This window comes from Streptomyces sp. HNM0575, assembly GCF_012726265.1.
Classification (GTDB): domain Bacteria; phylum Actinomycetota; class Actinomycetes; order Streptomycetales; family Streptomycetaceae; genus Streptomyces.
The window spans coordinates 207,903-224,975 of sequence record NZ_JAASAG010000001.1 but is presented as its reverse complement, the minus strand read 5'-3'; the positions used below and the strand labels follow the sequence as shown (position 1 = coordinate 224,975).

Here is a 17,073-nt window from a genome sequence, read left to right as displayed (position 1 = left end):
GCAGCGAAACTAAAGTTGTGAATACATGCAGTCAACGCTGCACGCTTTACGTCAAACTTTTGAACTCGGGATGCCGTCCGTGCTTACGCCGCCCGCGTCCGTACCGCTCCCGCCGCCGGAGCCCGCGCCCCCGGGCGACCCCGCCGCCGCCTCCGTACCGCCCGCGAAGGTGCGCCACAGCCGCGCGTACTTCCCGTCCAGCGCGAGGAGTTCGTCGTGCGTGCCGTCCTCCACGACGCGTCCGTGGTCGAGTACGACGACCCTGTCGGCGCGCGCCGCCGTGGTCAGCCGGTGCGCGACGACGAGCGTGGTGCGCCGCACCGACAGCCGGTCGGTGGCCTGGTTCACCAGCGACTCCGTCGCCAGGTCCAGCGCCGCGGTGGCCTCGTCGAGCAGCAGGACGTCCGGGCGTACCAGTTCCGCGCGGGCGAGCGCGATGAGCTGCCGCTGCCCCGCGGAGAGGTTGCGGCCGCGCTCGGCGACCGGATGCAGATAGCCGCCGCTGAGGGTCGCGATCATCTCGTGCGCCCCGACGGCCCGCGCCGCGGCCTCGACCTCCGCGTCGCCCGCGTCGCTCCGCCCGTAGGCGATGGCGTCGCGCACCGTGCCCGGGAAGAGGTACGGCTCCTGCGGCACGACGCCCAGCCGGTGCCGGTACGCGGGCAGTTCGAGCGTCCGCAGGTCCGCGCCGTCCACGAGCACGGCGCCCGCCGTCGGGTCGTAGAACCGGGCCACCAGCTTCACGAGGGTGGACTTGCCCGCGCCCGTCTCACCGACGAAGGCGACGGTCTGCCCTGCCGGGACGGTCAGTTCGATGCCCGACAGGGCCTCCTCGTCGTGCTTGCCGCCGTCGGCCGCGGCGTAGCGGAAGTGCACGCTCTCGAAGGTGATCTCGCCGCGCAGCCCGCCCGGGTCGACGGGGCTCTCGGGCGCCGGCGTCGTGGTCTCCTCACGCAGCAGCTGCTGGATGCGGCCGAGCGCGACCGACGCCTGCTGATAGCCGTCGAAGACCTGCGAGAGCTGCTGCACGGGCGAGAAGAACAGCTCGATGTAGAGGAGGTAGGCGACCAGTCCGCCCGCCGTGAGCGTCCCCTCGTCGATGCGCCCCGCGCCCACCACGAGCACGCCTGCGGTGGCGAGCGACGCGAGCAGCTGCACGAAGGGGAAGTAGACCGAGATCAGCCACTGCCCGCGCACCCGCGCCTGCCGGTAGCCGTCGCTGCGCTCGGCGAACCGCGCGGAGCCGCGGCGCTCGCGCCGGAACGCCTGCACCATGCGCAGCCCCGCGACGGACTCCTGTAGGTCGGCGTTGACGACGCTGACCCGCTCCCGCGCCAGCTCGTACGCCCTGACGCTGTGCCGGCGGAAGTAGACCGTGCCGACGATCAGCACCGGCAGCGTCGCGAAGACGACCAGGGCCAGCTGCACGTCGAGCACGAACAGCGCGACGAGGATCCCGAGGAAGGTGAAGACGGAGACGACGGCGGTGACGAGGCCCGTCTGGAGGAACGTCGACAGCGCGTCCACGTCGGTGGTCATCCGCGTCATCACGGCGCCCGCGAGATGCCGCTCGTAGTAGTCGAGCCCGAGCCGCTGGAGCTGGGCGAAGATCTTCACGCGCAGCGCGTACAGGACCCGTTCGCCCGTGCGGCCCGTCAGCCGCATCGCGCCGAACTGCGCCGCCCACTGGAACACCACGACTGCGAGGGCCAGCGCCGACGCCGTCCAGACCGCGCCGAGCGCCCCCTTCTCCACGCCGTCGTCGATGCCGTCGCGGATCAGCACCGGCAGTGCCAGGCCGAAGGCCGCGTCGAACGCGGCGAAGAGCAGCGCCAGCGCGAGCACCGCACCGAAGCCGTGCAGCAGCCGGCGCAGCCCGTACGACTTCTCGGCGCGCTCGGCACGCTCCTCGTCGACCCCGGGCACGTCATCGGCGGGCGGCAACGCGGCCACGCGGGCGAGGAGTTCGGGACTGCCGGAATCCCCCAGAGCCTCCGGCCTGGGAGGTGCCCCCGAGCCCAGCTCGGTGGCGAAGCCTCCCGCGCGTCCGGCCTGGGCGCCGGCGAGGTCGCTGCGGCCCGGCGAGGGGACGCCGCCGGGCGAGGAGCCGTTCTCGCGCACCCACAGCTCGGGCGTGACGCCGCTTTCGGGCGCGGACACGGGGGCGGTCGGGGTCGCAGTCGTGACCGCGGCCGTGACATCGGCCGTCACCTCGGCGGTCACCTCGGCCGTCACCGCGGCGGTGTCCGTACGGGCGGCGACCGCCGCCCCGCCGTGCACTCGCCCCGCGGGGTCGCGCTCGACCTCGCCCAGCTCGTCCGGGTCGGTCAGCAGCCGGCGGTAGAGCGCGCAGCGCTCCGTCAGCTCCTCATGGGTGCCGACGTCGGCGAGCCGCCCGCGGTCCAGTACGGCGATCCGGTCGGCGAGGGCCAGCGTGGACTGCCGGTGCGCGATGAGCAGCGTCGTACGCCCCGCCATCACGCTGCGCAGCGCCTCGTGGATCTCGTACTCGACGTGCGCGTCCACGGCGGACGTCGCATCGTCCAGCAACAGCAGCCGCGGATCGGTCAGTACGGCACGTGCGAGGGCGATGCGCTGGCGCTGACCGCCGGAGAGGGTCAGGCCCTGCTCTCCGACGGCGGTGTCGTAGCCGTCGGGCAGCTCGGCGATGAAGCCGTCGGCCTGTGCGATGCGGGCAGCGGCGCGGATCTGCTCGTCGGTCGCGCAGGGTGCGCCGTAGGCGATGTTCTCGCGGACGGAGTCGGAGAAGAGAAAGCTGTTCTCCGGCACGAGCCCGATCGCGGAGCGCAGCGAACCGATCGTCAGGTCCCGCACGTCGTACCCGCCGACCCTCACGGCGCCGCTCGTCACGTCGTAGTAGCGCGGCAGCAGCATGGCCAGCGTCGACTTTCCGCTGCCGCTGGAGCCGACGACGGCGACCGTCTCGCCCGGCTCCACCCGCAGCCGGAAGCCGTCGAGCACGGTGCCGCGGCCCGCGCCGCCCGGCTGCTCGTCCCGCCGCCCTTCCGGCCCCGTCTCCGGTTCCGTGGCCCGTTCCGCGCCGGGTTCCGTGTCGGGTTCCGCGTCCGGCCCCGCATCCGACTGCTCGTCCCGACGCTCGTATCCGAAGCCGACGTCGTCGAACTCCACGGACGCCTCGGCGTCCGCGGGCAGTTCGTGCGCATCGGGCCGCTCGCTCATCTGCGGCTCGGTGTCGATGAGTTCGTAGACCCGCTCGACACCGGCCCGCGCCTGCTGCCCGACGGTGAGCATCATCGCCAGCATCCGTACGGGCCCGACGAGCTGGGCGAGATACGTGGAGAACGCCACGAACGTGCCGAGCGTGATCTCTCCCTGCGTCGCCATCCAGCCGCCCAGCGCCAGCATCCCGACCTGGCCCAGCGAGGGAACGCTCTGGAGGGCGGGCGTATAGCGGGAGTTGAGACGCACGGTGCGCAGCCGGGCCGCGAACAGCTCGCGGCCGATGTCCCGCAGCTTCCGCTTCTCCTGCTCCTCCTGCCCGAAGCCCTTCACCACGCGCACGCCCGTCACCGCGCCCTCCACGACGGATGCGACGGCACCGGCCTGCTGCTGCGCGTACCAGGTGGCGGGGAAGAGCCGGGTGCGGCTGCGGTCGGCGATCCACCACAGCGCGGGGAAGACGGCGAGCGAGACGACCGTGAGCAACGGGGAGAGCACGATCATCACGACGAGCGCCACCGCGAACAGCAGCACGTTGCCGATCATCATCGGCAGCATGAACAGCAGGCTCTGCACCAGCTGGAGGTCGCTCGTCCCGCGCCCTACGACCTGTCCCGTCGACAGCTCGTCCTGGCTGCGCCCGTCGAGGCGGATGATCGCGCGGTACATCTCCGTACGCAGGTCGTGCTGCACGTCGAGGGCGAGCCGGCCGCCGTAGTAGCGGCGCGCGTAGGTGAGGACGTAGACGGCCGCGGCGGCGAGCAGCAACAGCCCGATCCACAGGGCGAGTCCGCCCTCATCGGCGACGACGACGTCATCGATGATCACCTTGGTCAGCAGCGGCACGAGCGCCATGACGCCCATGCCGGCCAGCGAGGCGCCGATGGACAGCACGACGGAACGCCTGTAGCGCCAGCAGTACGCCGCGAGGCGCCGGGCCCAGCCCTGCGGAGGGCGGGCGGCGGAGGAGGCTGGCGGGGCGTCCGGGTCCGGTACGGGGGCTTCCGGGTCCGGTACGGGCGAGGCCTTCCGTTGCTGCGGCTGCCGCTCGTGCCGCGGGTCCCGCCCGTCCTGATCGCGCGTCCGCTCGCCGGCGGCCTCCGGATCCGCACCGGCGGTGCCGGTGCTCTCCGAGCCTGTGTCCGAGCCGGTGTCCGAGCCAGTCCCCGTCGTCACCCTGTGCCCTCGCTTTCCGTCCCCCGCCGCACTGGGTGCGCGGGGGTGCGTCCGTGAGCTTCTGCCGAAGGCTCCAACGTCCCGGGACCTGCCGTTTCATCCCACCGCAACATTTCCCGTCGAAGTCCGGACTTCAGTCCTAGGTCCATGGACCGGGAGCGAGTCGGGGGCCGGGCGCTCCCCGCGGCTGAAAGAAAGAACCGGGGCGGCCCGGAGAGCGGGGGGCTCTCCCGGCCGCCCCGGCGGGGACGTCCATGGAATGCTGACAGGTGGCACCCCCCACAGGGCCAGCGCTGTCGCTCGTCATGTGTCGTCCCCATCCCGCGGGACCGCAGTGGGGAGTCTGTCGTGAACTTTCACGAGATGCACATCGACCGACCAGATTCAGTAACGTTGTGTGTTAAACCACATCCGGACAGTTACCGCTTACCGAATGTGAGTGCGATCACACTCACCGCTTCCACCAGCCAGGTTCTCCCGGCCCGAAGTGGCCCTGACAGCCACGGTGTGCGAGCAAGCGCATACACACCGTCTCCAATACGGCTGGAAACAGTACGGTGTGCGTCTCTCGAACCACTTGTCGAGCCGTGGCCGCGAGCAAGCGTGCCCGCCCGTAGTGCGCAGGTCCGGTCCCGTCGCCCGCTACTCCCCGGCCGGCCCGCCCGCAGCCCGGCCCGCAGCCTGGTCCGCCTCCCGGCCCTCCGCGATCTGCCGGGCCATGACCGTCGTCAGTTCGTACGCCGTGTGCGAGGCCGCCACCGAGGTCATCTCCGCATGGTCGTAGGCGGGCGCGACCTCCACCAGGTCCGCGGAGACCAGACGGCAGCCGGCGAGACCGCGGATGATCTCCAGCAGTTCGCGTGAGGTCAGGCCGCCCGCCTCGGGCGTGCCCGTGCCCGGTGCGTGCGCCGGGTCCAGCACGTCGATGTCCACCGAGACGTAGAGGGGCCGGTCGCCGACGCGCTGCCGCAGCTGGTCCGTCACCTCGTCCACGCCGCGGCGCATCACGTCGGCCGAGGTGACGATGCCGAAGCCCATCCGCTCGTCCTCGTCCAGGTCCTTGCGGCCGTAGAGCGGGCCGCGCGTACCGACGTGCGAGACCGCCGAGGTGTCCAGCAGCCCCTCCTCGAAGGCCCGCCGGAACGGGGTGCCGTGCGTGTACGCCGCCCCGAAGTACGTGTCCCAGGTGTCCAGATGGGCGTCGAAGTGGAGCAGCGCGACAGGGCCGTGCTTGCGTACGACGGAACGCAGCAGCGGCAGCGCGATGGTGTGGTCGCCGCCGAGCGTCATCAGCCGGGCGCCGCCGTCGAGCAGTCCGTCGGCCGCCTCCTGCACGGTCTCCACGGCCTCGCCGATGTCGAACGGATTCGCCGGGATGTCCCCGGCGTCGGCGACCTGCGCGAGGGCGAAGGGCGAGGCCTCCTGTGCCGGGTTGTACGGGCGCAGCAGCCGGGACGCCTCGCGGATCGCGTTGCCGCCGAAGCGTGCGCCGGGACGGTAGGAGACACCGGTGTCGAAGGGGACGCCGACGACGGCGACGTCCGCGGTGCCGCCGGTCTCGTCGAGGCGCGGCAGCCGCGCGAAGGTGGCGGGCCCCGCGTAACGCGGTACGCGGGAGCTGTCCACCGGCCCGACGGGCCGCTGACGCTCTCCGGGCTCTCCGGGCTCTCCGGGCTCTCCGGGCTCTCCGGGCTCTCCGGGCGGGTCGGCTTGCTGGTCGGCTTGCTGGTCGGCTTGCTGGTCGGCTGTGCTCATGGCGCGAGATTAGACGGCGGGGAAGCCGCCCTTCGTTGGACGTAAGCGGGAGCGCGGGCCCCCGACTTGTCCGCCGCGTACAGGTGTGACGCGTACAGGTGGGAGGGGAGCCCGGCGGGAACGAGCGGGTGCGCTCCGGATCCTGGACGCCGCCGCCCGGCCGCCCTTCCAGGGGTGACAATGGCCGCATGCCGATATTCGCGCCCGCCGCGGCACCGTCCAGATCCGAGCTGACCGAGCATCTCGTGCGCACCCGTATCGCAGGCGATGTGGCCACACCCCGTGAGAACAACCTCTCCCACTACCGCAAACTCTCCAACGGCGACCGCCACTACTGGCTGGGCCTCGAACTCGGCGACCGCTGGGAGGACGAGCAGGACGTGCTCGCGGTGATGGCCGAGCGCTGCGGCGTCGTCGACGACCCGGACCACCGCAGCGGCCAGGACACCATCGACCCCGAGATGACCGCCGGCGCCCTGGACCGTGCCGCGGCGGAGCTGCGCAAGGCGGCAGAGGGGCGCAGTCGCGTGCTCTTCGCGACCGGGCACCCGGGTGCGCTGCTCGAAATGCACGGCGCGCTCGCGGAGTCGCTGCACGAGGCGGGCTGCGAGATCGTGCGCGTACCGCTGGGCACGTACACGGACGACGGCGTGGTGGTGCAGTTCGGCGGTGTGGCGGTGCTCGAGCGGGGCGCGTCGCTGTGGCACACCCACTCCCCCGCTCCGATGGCGGCCGTGCTGGACCAGCTGCGGCGGGCCGGCGAGCAGCCGCCGGACCTCGTCGTCGCCGACCACGGCTGGGCCGGGTACGCCGGTCAACAGGGCATCCCCACCGTGGGCTTCGCGGACTGCAACGATCCCGCCCTCTTCCTCGGCGAGGCCGAGGACACCCTCGCGGTGGCCGTTCCGCTCGACGACCACGTCACCGATCCCCGCTTCTACGAGCCGCTCACCGCATACCTTCTGGCGGGCGCACGACCCGATACGGAGTGACCGACGCGGCGGGGGCCGCAGCGGGGACCGGCCGCGCGAAAACCGATTGCCCCGCACCGGCCGTCCGCCTAGCGTCGTGACCATGTCCGCAGCCTTCCAGGCGATCATCAACGGTGTGCGCGCCGAGGCGCGGCTCTCGTGCTGGTCGCCCCAGCTCGTCGTACGCCCGCGCGCCCGGCGCCAGGCCCTGGCACTCCGCCAGGACGCCTGACGAGGCGCCCCCTCCGGCTTCGGTCCGGCAGCGGACCGTCTTCCTGCGGCTGACAACTCCGGGCCGCCGGCCTCCGGTTGACCCTCACGGTCATCGGCTTCCGGCCTGCGGCTTTCCGGCTTCCGGCTTCCGGCTTCCGGTCCCGAGCGGACCGTACGACCCGGCCCGTACGACCCGGCCCGGATCGCCTGCCTTCAGCCGCGGCTTGCGCAAGTCCCCGGCCCGCCTCCCCCTCGCGTCCCGGCATGTGCCCAGGGCCTCCGCTGTCCCCATCGACCGGACAGGCCCGGCAGACCACCGCGCACACGTGCGTCCGCACGCGTGTGTCCGCACGCGCGCACCGCCTTCGCAGGGCTCACGCCTGCCGCGCGTACCGCCGCGCCTGTCCTCGCACACCAGAGGACTTCGCCGTGGCACGCCGCCGCAAGACGCTCTCCCAGAACTTCCTCCACGACCCCGCAGCGGTACGGCGCATCCTCCGCGCCGCCGCGCTCGCCCCCGACTCCCTGATCGTCGAACCCGGCGCGGGCGAAGGGGTGTTGACGCGCCATCTGGCCACCGCGGGCCGCCGCGTCATCGCGTACGAGATCGACCCCCGTCTCGCCGCGAGGCTCGGCCGGCGGCTCGGCGGCCGGCCCGGACTCCGCCTGGTGCAGGGCGACTTCCTGCGGGCCCGCCCGCCGCGCGAGCCGTTCGCCGTCGTCGGGAACATCCCCTACTCCCGCACGACCGCCATCGTGCGCTGGTGCCTCGCCGCGCCGCAGCTGACGTCGGCGACGCTGCTCACACAGTTCGAGTACGCCGTCAAGTGCACCGGCGGCCGGGGATACAGGGCCGGTGCGCAGCGCCGAGGAGGAGGGCGCTGGCCCCTGACGACGGTGCGCACATGGCCCGAGTTCGAGTGGCGCCGGCTGTGCCGGGTGGGCCGCGGGTCGTTCACGCCGGTGCCGCGCACCGACTCGGCGGTGCTGCGCATCGACCGGCGCGAACGGCCGCTGCTGCCGCCCCAAGTGCTGCCCGCCTACCGGGAGTTCGTCGCCAACGGCTTCACCGGCGTCGGCGGTTCGCTCGCGGCGACGCTCTCGCGGCGGCACCGGACGTCACGCGTCCGGGCGGCCTTCGACCTCGCCGGCGCCGACCCGTCCGCGCCCGTCGGGCTGGTGACCCCGCAGCAGTGGCTGACGCTCTTCACGCGGCTGCACGGTCCGTACGCGGACTGAGCCCGCGAAGGGAACACCCGGTGGCGCGGCGGCAGATGGCGCCGGGGTCACCCGGGGCTCGGGGCCTCGGGGCCTCGGGGTCACCGGCGTCACCGGCGTCACCGGGGGGGGCACTGGATCAGCCGGATCGCTTCTCGTCTCGCGGCACCCGTACCACGCCCTCCTGGATCACCGACACCGCCAGCCGCCCGTCGCGCGTGAAGATGCGGCCGCTCCCGAGGCCGCGCCCGCCCTGCGAGGTCGGGCTGACCTGGTCGTAGAGCAGCCACTCGTCGGCACGGAACGGCCGGTGGAACCACATCGCGTGGTCCAGGCTCGCCCCGACCACGTCGCCGACCGCCCAGCCGCCGCGCCCGTGCGCCAGCAGCACCGAGTCCAGGAGGGTCATGTCGGAGACGTACGTGGCGAGGCAGATGTGCAGCATCGGGTCGTCGAGCTCGCCGTCCAGCTTGCCGTTCGTACGGAACCAGACCTGCGAGCGCGGCTCACGCGGCTCCCCCGCACTGGCGAACGGAGGCTCGCGCACGTACCGCAGATCGACGGCGGCACGCGCCTTCATCAGCCGCTGCGGCACGTCCGATCCGCGGAACAGCTCCTCGTACCGCGGCATCATGTCCTCGGCCGTCGGAAGCGTCCCGGGGTCGGGCGCCTCCGGCATCGGCACCTGGTGCTCCAGCCCCTCCTCGTACGTCTGGAACGAACCCGACAGATGGAAGATCGGCTGCCCGTGCTGGACGGCCACGACCCGGCGGGTGGTGAAGGAGCGTCCGTCGCGGATGCGGTCGACGGTGTAGACGATCGGCGCGCCCGGGTCGCCGGGGCGCAGGAAATAGGCGTGCAGGGAGTGCGGAAGACGCCCTTCGGGGACGGTGCGGCACGCGGCGACGAGCGCCTGCGCGGCGACCTGCCCGCCGAACACGCGGGGGACGACGGCCTCGCGGCTGTCGCCCCGGTAGATGTCCTGCTCGACGCGCTCCAGATCGAGCAGGCGGACCAGGGACGTCAGTTCATGGCTCATGGCCGCGATTGTGCCCGCCGTGAACTGCCTGCGGTTACGGCGCAGATCACAATCCGGAGCGAAGCGTTCCGGATCACACCGGCCCGGATCCCACCGGCCCGGAGCGCGGATCCGGAGACGGCAGGCGCCGGGAGCGCGGACGCCGGCGCCGCCGACCCCGGAGGCACGGTCACAGCCCCATCGACTTGGCCACGATCGAGCGCATGACCTCGCTCGTGCCGCCGTAGATGCGCGAGACGCGGGTGTCCGCGTACAGGCTCGCGATCGGGTACTCCAGCATGTAGCCGTAACCGCCGTGCAGCTGAAGGCACTTGTCGATGACGCGGGCCGCCAGCTCGGTGGTGAACAGCTTCGCCGACGCCGCGTCGGCCGCGGACAGCTCGTCCCCGTCCAGCGCCTCCAGCGCGCGGTCGCACACGGCCTGCATCGCGTCGACGTCCGACTTGCAGTCGGCCAGCACGAACTTGGTGTTCTGGAACGAGGAGACCTCACGGCCGAAGACGGTCCGCTCCTGCACGTACTCCTGCGCGAACCGCACGGCGGCGGCCGACATGGCGTACGCGCCGATGGCGATGCCCAGCCGCTCCTGCGGCAGGTTGTGCGTGAGGTACGTGAACGCCTTGCCCGGCTCCCCGAGCATGTCCTCGACCGGCACCTTGACGTCCGTGAAGGAGAGTTCGGCGGTGTCGGAGGCCCGCAGCCCCAGCTTGTCGAGCTTCCTGCCGACCGCGTAGCCCTCGCTCTCGGCGTCCACGACGAGGATGGATATCCCGCTGCGCCGGTCCTCGGGGTCGGGCGGCGACGTACGGCAGCACACCAGCACCCGGTCGGCCTGAACGCCGCCCGTGATGAAGGTCTTGGCACCGTTGAGCACGTAGTGCTGGCCGTCCTCGGACAGCCGCGCCGTGGTCTTCATGCCCGCGAGATCGGAGCCGGTGCCGGGCTCGGTCATGGCGATGGCGGTCATCATGTCGCCGGAGACGAAGGAGGGCAGCCAGCGCTGCTTCTGCTCGTCGTTGCCGTACTTGAGGATGTACGGGAGGCACAGCGCCGTGTGGACGCTGGAGCCGCCGAAGCTGACGCCGGCCCGCGCGCACTCCTCGGTGATCACCGCGTTGAACTTGAAGCTCTTCTCGCCGGCGCCGCCGTACTCCTCCGGGACCTCGATGCCGAAGACGCCCAGCTCGCCGAGCTTCTTGTAGAACTCCCGCGGGACGTAGCCCTGTTCGGCCCAGCCCTGATAGTGGGGCACGGCCTCGGCCTGGATGAAGTCCCGGATCGTCTGACGGAACGCCTCGTGATCCTCGTCGAACACCGTACGTCGCACCGGCACGCCTCCTCATCCTCGTCTTCCGCTCAAGTCCCGCTCTCCAGCGCGCCGGGCCGGAACCGTGTCCGTCCGGACCGTGCCCGCCAGCAAGCGTGCCCGCCCGGCGCCCTTGCGATGCGGAGCCCCCGTACGGAAACCGGAAGCGCCGGGCCGCGCGTGCGGACCGCGCCCGGCATTGGCTAAGCGCTTGCTCAGCCAACAAGCTACCCAGGAGTCAGCTGCGCTGTCCAGAGGTGCCGGCGGCGGGCTTTCCGGCGGACTCTCCGGTGGTGCCCGGACCGGTGCCGTCCGCACCCGCGGGGGCACCGCCGGGACGGCGGCCGGAAGCGGAACCGGGGGCGGAACCGCTGTCGGCGGAACCGGAGGCGGAACCGTCGTCGGCGCCGGCACCGGGAGCGGCAGCTGCCGGCGCCGCGGCGAGGGCCCCCCGCGCGAGCCGGTGCAGCAGGGCCGCCGTGGTCTCTCGGTCGGGCAGCGCGGACGAACCGCTCAGGTGCGGCGTGGAGTTGAGCAGCCCGAAGACGGTGTGCACCGCGACGCGGGCCTCCAGCGACGTCAGCTCCGGATAGAGGGCGCGCACGGCGTCCACCCACAGCTCGACGTACTGCCGCTGGAGCTTGCGCACCTGCTTGCGGTCGCTCTCGCGCAGCCTGTCCAGCTCACGGTCGTGGAGCGTGATCAACGGGCGGTCGTCGAGGGCGAAGTCGATGTGCCCGGCGATCAGCGCGTCGAGCGCGGCCTCCGGGGCGAGCCCGGCGGCGGCCGACTCCTCCAGCCGCATCCGGCCGCCTTCGTGCAGCCGCTCGCTGATGCCGACGAGAAGCTCGGCGAGCATGGCGTCCTTCCCGGCGAAGTGCCGGTAGAGACCGGGGCCGCTGATGCCGACGGCGGCTCCTATCTCGTCGACGCCGACGCCGTGGAAGCCGCGCTCGGCGAAGAGACGGGCAGCCTCCCGCAGGATCTGCTCGCGGCGGGTGGGGGCGGACCCCGTCTTCGTGCTCATGAGTTCATTCTAGACAGGAGGGTTAGCGAGCGTTAACCTGGGCGGCAGTGGTTAATGACCGTTAACCGGCCGGTCAGTCCACGGCGCGGGCGGCCGGTGCCGCCGGCCGAGCACCGGCCGGCGCCGGTGGGCCCTGTGCCGGGAGCGGGGCCGTTCACGACCGGCGCGAGCCGGAGACCGCGAGCCAAGACGAGGGGGCGCGAGGTGAGGCAGGAGCAGCCGCAGGCGGCGGGACGGGAGCCGGCCCCGGAGACCGGGGGGACGGCCCCGGCGCTGGGCAGCACGATCGACCCGGCGTCGGAGGCCTGCCGGGCGAACGAGGCGGCGCACCGTGAACTGGCCGCCGGACTGCGGGAGAAGCTGGCGGCCGCCCGGCTCGGCGGCGGTGCGCGGGCACGCGCGCGGCACACGGAGCGCGGCAAGCTCCTCCCCCGCGACCGGGTGGACTCGCTGCTCGACCCGGGCTCGCCCTTCCTCGAGATCGCGCCGCTCGCGGCGGACGGGATGTATGACGGTGCGGCGCCGGCCGCGGGCGTCATCGCGGGGATCGGCCGGGTCTCCGGGCGCGAGGTGGTCGTCGTCGCCAACGACGCCACGGTCAAGGGCGGCACGTACTACCCGATGACGGTGAAGAAGCATCTCCGCGCCCAGGAGATCGCGCTGGAGAACAGGCTGCCGTGCGTCTATCTCGTCGACTCGGGCGGCGCGTTCCTGCCGATGCAGGACGACGTCTTCCCGGACCGGGAGCACTTCGGCCGGATCTTCTACAACCAGGCGCGCATGTCGGGCGCGGGCATCCCGCAGATCGCGGCGGTGCTGGGCTCGTGCACGGCGGGCGGCGCGTATGTGCCCGCGATGAGCGACGAAGCGGTGATCGTGCGCGGTCAGGGCACGATCTTCCTCGGCGGCCCGCCGCTGGTGAAGGCCGCCACGGGAGAGGTCGTCACCGCCGAGGAGCTGGGCGGCGGCGAGGTGCACAGCAGGATCTCCGGCGTGACGGACCATCTCGCCGAGGACGACGCCCACGCGCTGCGCATCGTCCGGCACATCGCCGGCACCCTGCCGGAGCGCGGGCCGCTGCCCTGGTCGGTGCGGGCCGCGGAGCCGCCGTCCGTCGACCCCTCGGGGCTGTACGGCGCGGTGCCGGTCGATTCGCGCACGCCCTACGACGTGCGCGAGGTCATCGCCCGGGTCGTGGACGGCTCACGGTTCCAGGAGTTCAAGGCCGAGTTCGGCACGACGCTGGTCACCGGCTTCGCCAGGATCCACGGCCACCCCGTCGGAATCGTCGCGAACAACGGCATCCTCTTCTCCGAATCCGCCCAGAAGGGCGCCCACTTCATCGAGCTGTGCGACCAGCGCGGCATCCCCCTGCTCTTCCTTCAGAACATCTCCGGCTTCATGGTCGGGCGGGACTACGAGGCGGGAGGCATCGCCAAGCACGGCGCCAAGATGGTGACGGCCGTGGCGTGTACGAGGGTGCCGAAGCTGACCGTCGTCATAGGCGGTTCGTACGGCGCGGGGAACTACTCGATGTGCGGCCGGGCCTACGGCCCGCGCTTCCTGTGGATGTGGCCCAACGCGAAGATCTCCGTGATGGGCGGCGAGCAGGCCGCCGCCGTACTGGCGACCGTCAAGCGCGACCAGTTGGAGGCGCGCGGCGAGGAGTGGAGCGCGGAGGAGGAAGCGGAGTTCCGCGCCCCGGTCCGCGCGCAGTACGAGGCACAGGGCAACGCCTACTACGCGACGGCCAGGCTCTGGGACGACGGTGTGATCGACCCGCTGGAGACGCGGACGGTGCTGGGGCTCGCGCTCACCGCGTGCGCCAACGCCCCGCTGCCGGCGAAGGATCCGGCGGGGCCCGGCTTCGGCGTCTTCCGGATGTGACCGGTTGTGAGGGGCTGCATCGTGAAGGATGGGACGTGACCATGTTCGACACCGTGCTGGTGGCCAACCGCGGCGAGATCGCGGTGCGGGTGATCCGCACCCTGCGGCAGCTGGGCATCACCTCCGTCGCGGTCCACAGCGACGCGGACGCCGACGCCCGCCATGTGCGGGAGGCGGACAAGGCGGTGCGCATCGGGCCCGCGCAGGCGGCGCACAGCTATCTCTCGGCGGAGCGGCTGGTGGAGGCGGCGCACCGCAGCGGCGCCCAGGCGGTGCACCCGGGGTACGGCTTCCTCGCGGAGAACGCCCCCTTCGCACAGGCCTGTTCGGACGCGGGCCTGGTCTTCGTCGGCCCGCCGGCCGCTGCCATCGAGGTGATGGGCGACAAGATCCGCGCCAAGGAGACGGTGCGGGCCGCGGGCGTCCCGGTGGTGCCGGGCTCGTCCGGCTCGGGCCTCACCGACGCCGAACTGGCCGCCGCGGCACGGGAGATGGGCATGCCCGTGCTGCTGAAGCCGTCGGCGGGCGGCGGCGGCAAGGGCATGCGGCTGGTGCGGGACGAGGCGGCGCTGGCGGACGAGATCGCCGCCGCGAGGCGCGAGGCCCGAAGCTCCTTCGGTGACGACACGCTGCTGGTGGAGCGCTGGATCGACTCGCCGCGCCATATCGAGATCCAGGTCCTCGCGGACGGACACGGGCACGTCGTGCACCTGGGCGAGCGCGAGTGCTCACTTCAGCGCCGCCATCAGAAGATCATCGAGGAGGCGCCGAGCCCGCTGCTGGACGAGGCGACCCGCGCAGCGATGGGCGAGGCCGCCGTGGACGCCGCCCGCTCCTGCGGGTACCGCGGTGCGGGCACGGTCGAGTTCATCGTTCCGGGCGGCGAGCCGTCCGGTTCGCGGGCCGACGACGGCCCCCGCCCCTACTACTTCATGGAGATGAACACCCGCCTCCAAGTCGAGCATCCCGTCACGGAGTTGATCACGGGCGTGGATCTCGTCGAGTGGCAGCTGCGGGTCGCCGCGGGCGAGGCGCTCCCCTTCGACCAGTCCGGGATCTCGCTGAGCGGCCACGCGGTCGAGGCGCGCATCTGCGCCGAGACGGCGCTGCTGCGCCCCGGCGCTCCCGGCGCCGGCGCGGCCCAGGCATCCGGGAGCGCGTCCGCGTCCGGGAAGGCATCCGCGTCCGGCAGCGCTGCCGAAGACGGCTCCGACACCGCTTCCGAGGGCGGCAGGGTCGACTTCCTGCCCTCCGCCGGCACGGTGTTGCTGCTGCGGGAGCCCGAAGGCCGTGATGTGCGTACGGACTCGGGGCTGCTGCCGGGCACCGAAGTGGGCACCACATACGACCCGATGCTCGCCAAGGTCATCGCACACGGCCCGGACCGGCCGACCGCGCTGCGCAGGCTGCGTGCCGCCCTCGCGGAGACGGTGGTGCTCGGGGTGGAGACCAACACCGGTTTCCTGCGGCGGCTGCTGGCCCATCCCGACGTGGCGGCGGGCGCGCTGGACACCGGGCTGGTGGACCGCGCGGCGGCGTCACTGGTGCCCAGGCGGATCCCCGACGAGATCTACGCGGCTGCCGCGTTGCTTCGCCAGGCGGCGCTGGGCCCCGCGGCCATGGCCGGCGGTGCTTCCGGCGGCGGCTGGACCGACCCCTTCTCCGTGCCGTCGGGCTGGCGCCTGGGCGGCGAACCGGCGTGGACGGTCCACCACTTCCGCGTGCCGGGCCACGATCCGGTCGCCGTGCGCGTACGGGGACACGGAGGCTCGACGCAGGTCCGCGTCGGAGACGGCGAGCCCCACAAGGCCCGGCTCGCCGACGGGACGCGCCCCGGCGACGGCGATGCCATGCCCGAACTGCTCGTCGAGTGGGGCGGATTCACCGTCCGGCTGGCGCACGCCGCCTCCGGTGCGGGCCGCTGGCTCGGCCGCGACGGCGACAGCTGGCACATACAGGACCACGACCCGGTGGCCGCCGCGCTCCGGGGCGCCGCCGGAGCACACGGCGCCGACGCCCTGACGGCGCCCATGCCCGGGACGGTCACGGTGGTGAAGGCCACCACCGGGGAGAAGGTCACCGCGGGCCAGAGCCTGCTCGTCGTGGAGGCGATGAAGATGGAGCACGTCATCACCGCCCCATATGACGGCACGGTCACCGAGCTGGACGTCACCGCGGGGAGCACCGTCGCCATGGACCAGGTGCTGGCCGTGGTCGAGCCCCATCCCGAGACGGACGGCGCGGACCAGGACCCAGGCGAGAACGGCGAACGAGGTCACGTGCAGGAGGCGGAGGCATGATCGAGGGTCTGCCCATGCGGTTCACCGGCGAGGGCCTGCCGTCCCGGGTGCGCATCCACGAGGTCGGCCCGCGCGACGGCTTGCAGAACGAGCGGTCGACGGTGCCGGTCGAGGTGAAGTCCGAATTCATCCACCGGCTGCGCCACGCGGGTCTGGAGACCGTCGAGGCGACGAGTTTCGTCCACCCCAAGTGGGTGCCCCAACTCGCCGACGCCGAGGAGCTGATGCCGCTCCTCGCAGACCTGCCCGGCGACCTCCGGCTTCCCGTCCTGGTGCCCAACGCGCGCGGACTGGAGCGCGCCGTCGCACACGGCTGCCGCCACATCGCGGTCTTCGCGAGCGCCACCGAGTCCTTCGCGAGGGCCAATCTCAACCGTTCCCTGGACGAGTCCCTGGCGATGTTCGAGCCCGTGGTCACCCGCGCCAAGGCGGAGGAGCAGTGGGTCCGCGGCTATGTGTCGATGTGCTTCGGCGACCCGTGGGAGGGCGCCGTGCCCACCGCCCAGGTCGTGCGGGTCTGCCGTGTGCTGCTGGACATGGGCTGCGACGAGCTGAGCCTGGGCGACACCATCGGCGTCGCCACGCCCGGCCATGTCGCGGCGCTGCTCCGCGAGTTGGCCGCGGCGGAGGTCCCCGTGGACCGTACCGCCGTCCATTTCCACGACACCTACGGCCAGGCCCTCTCCAACACGCTCACCGCGCTCCAGCACGGCGTGACCACGGTCGACGCCTCCGCGGGCGGCCTCGGCGGCTGCCCGTACGCGAAGAGCGCCACCGGCAACCTCGCCACCGAGGACCTCGTCTGGATGCTCCAGGGCCTCGGCATCGAGACCGGCGTCGACCTCGCCCGCCTGACGGCCACAAGCGGCTGGATGGCGGACCGGCTGGGCCGCCCCAGCCCCTCCCGCACCGTGCGCGCGCTCACCGGCGCCGACACCGGTGCCGGCTCCCGTCCGAACTCCCACAAGGAGCAGTGACCG

At 72.6% G+C, this 17,073-nt stretch carries 10 protein-coding genes and 1 pseudogene; 6 read left to right on the top strand and 5 right to left on the bottom strand.

All coding sequences use genetic code 11. From position 1 onward, the window contains the following. Positions 1 to 51: 51 nt before the first annotated feature. Both HCC61_RS00965 and speB read right to left on the bottom strand, forming a co-directional pair. Positions 52 to 4,095 (bottom strand): ABC transporter ATP-binding protein, encoded by a 4,044-nt coding sequence (locus tag HCC61_RS00965; RefSeq protein ID WP_169133801.1) that lies wholly within the window; start codon positions 4,093 to 4,095, stop codon positions 52 to 54. 924 nt (positions 4,096 to 5,019) lie between these two features. Beyond that, entirely contained in the window at positions 5,020 to 6,132 is a 1,113-nt protein-coding gene (gene speB, locus HCC61_RS00960) for an agmatinase (protein ID WP_240968338.1), read from the bottom strand. A 188-nt stretch (positions 6,133 to 6,320) separates the two neighbouring features. Between speB and HCC61_RS00955 the strand changes: the two genes are divergently transcribed. The 3 genes from HCC61_RS00955 to erm all read left to right on the top strand — a co-directional run bounded on the left by HCC61_RS00955 (position 6,321) and on the right by erm (position 8,555). Beyond that, a complete protein-coding gene (locus tag HCC61_RS00955) occupies positions 6,321 to 7,124 on the top strand; it encodes a phosphatase (protein WP_169133283.1) in 804 nt (267 codons plus the stop codon). Positions 7,125 to 7,206: 82 nt separating this feature from the next. Next, a complete protein-coding gene (locus HCC61_RS31125) occupies positions 7,207 to 7,335 on the top strand; it encodes a hypothetical protein (protein WP_277349007.1) in 129 nt (42 codons plus the stop codon). A 410-nt stretch (positions 7,336 to 7,745) separates the two neighbouring features. Continuing rightward, positions 7,746 to 8,555 (top strand): 23S ribosomal RNA methyltransferase Erm, encoded by an 810-nt coding sequence (erm, locus tag HCC61_RS00950; RefSeq protein ID WP_346776958.1) that lies wholly within the window; start codon positions 7,746 to 7,748, stop codon positions 8,553 to 8,555. Between the two features lie 118 nt (positions 8,556 to 8,673). Here erm and HCC61_RS00945 read toward each other — a convergent pair whose 3' ends face one another. The 3 genes and pseudogenes from HCC61_RS00945 to HCC61_RS00935 all read right to left on the bottom strand — a co-directional run. Further along, the gene (locus HCC61_RS00945; protein WP_169133281.1) at positions 8,674 to 9,573 is read right to left on the bottom strand and encodes an acyl-CoA thioesterase II; all 900 of its coding nucleotides are present in this window, start codon (positions 9,571 to 9,573) and stop codon (positions 8,674 to 8,676) included. A gap of 169 nt (positions 9,574 to 9,742) precedes the next feature. Then, complete coding sequence (locus tag HCC61_RS00940; protein ID WP_169133280.1) at positions 9,743 to 10,900, bottom strand: acyl-CoA dehydrogenase family protein; 1,158 nt, start codon at positions 10,898 to 10,900, stop codon at positions 9,743 to 9,745. A 406-nt stretch (positions 10,901 to 11,306) separates the two neighbouring features. Continuing rightward, a pseudogene (locus tag HCC61_RS00935) lies at positions 11,307 to 11,906 on the bottom strand (TetR/AcrR family transcriptional regulator); the annotation flags it as partial. A gap of 273 nt (positions 11,907 to 12,179) precedes the next feature. Between HCC61_RS00935 and HCC61_RS00930 the strand changes: the two are divergent. Genes HCC61_RS00930 through HCC61_RS00920 form a run of 3 tightly spaced genes read left to right on the top strand, consistent with a single transcriptional unit; the run spans position 12,180 to position 17,070 of the window. Next, complete coding sequence (locus HCC61_RS00930; RefSeq protein WP_169133799.1) at positions 12,180 to 13,793, top strand: carboxyl transferase domain-containing protein; 1,614 nt, start codon at positions 12,180 to 12,182, stop codon at positions 13,791 to 13,793. A 41-nt stretch (positions 13,794 to 13,834) separates the two neighbouring features. Further along, positions 13,835 to 16,093: a biotin carboxylase N-terminal domain-containing protein gene (locus tag HCC61_RS00925; RefSeq protein ID WP_169133798.1), complete on the top strand. Its 2,259-nt coding sequence runs from the start codon at positions 13,835 to 13,837 to the stop codon at positions 16,091 to 16,093. Beyond that, positions 16,090 to 17,070, top strand: a complete 981-nt coding sequence (locus HCC61_RS00920; protein ID WP_169133278.1) for a hydroxymethylglutaryl-CoA lyase — start codon at positions 16,090 to 16,092, stop codon at positions 17,068 to 17,070. The genes HCC61_RS00925 and HCC61_RS00920 overlap by 4 nt, the downstream gene beginning before the upstream one ends. Positions 17,071 to 17,073 lie beyond the last annotated feature (3 nt).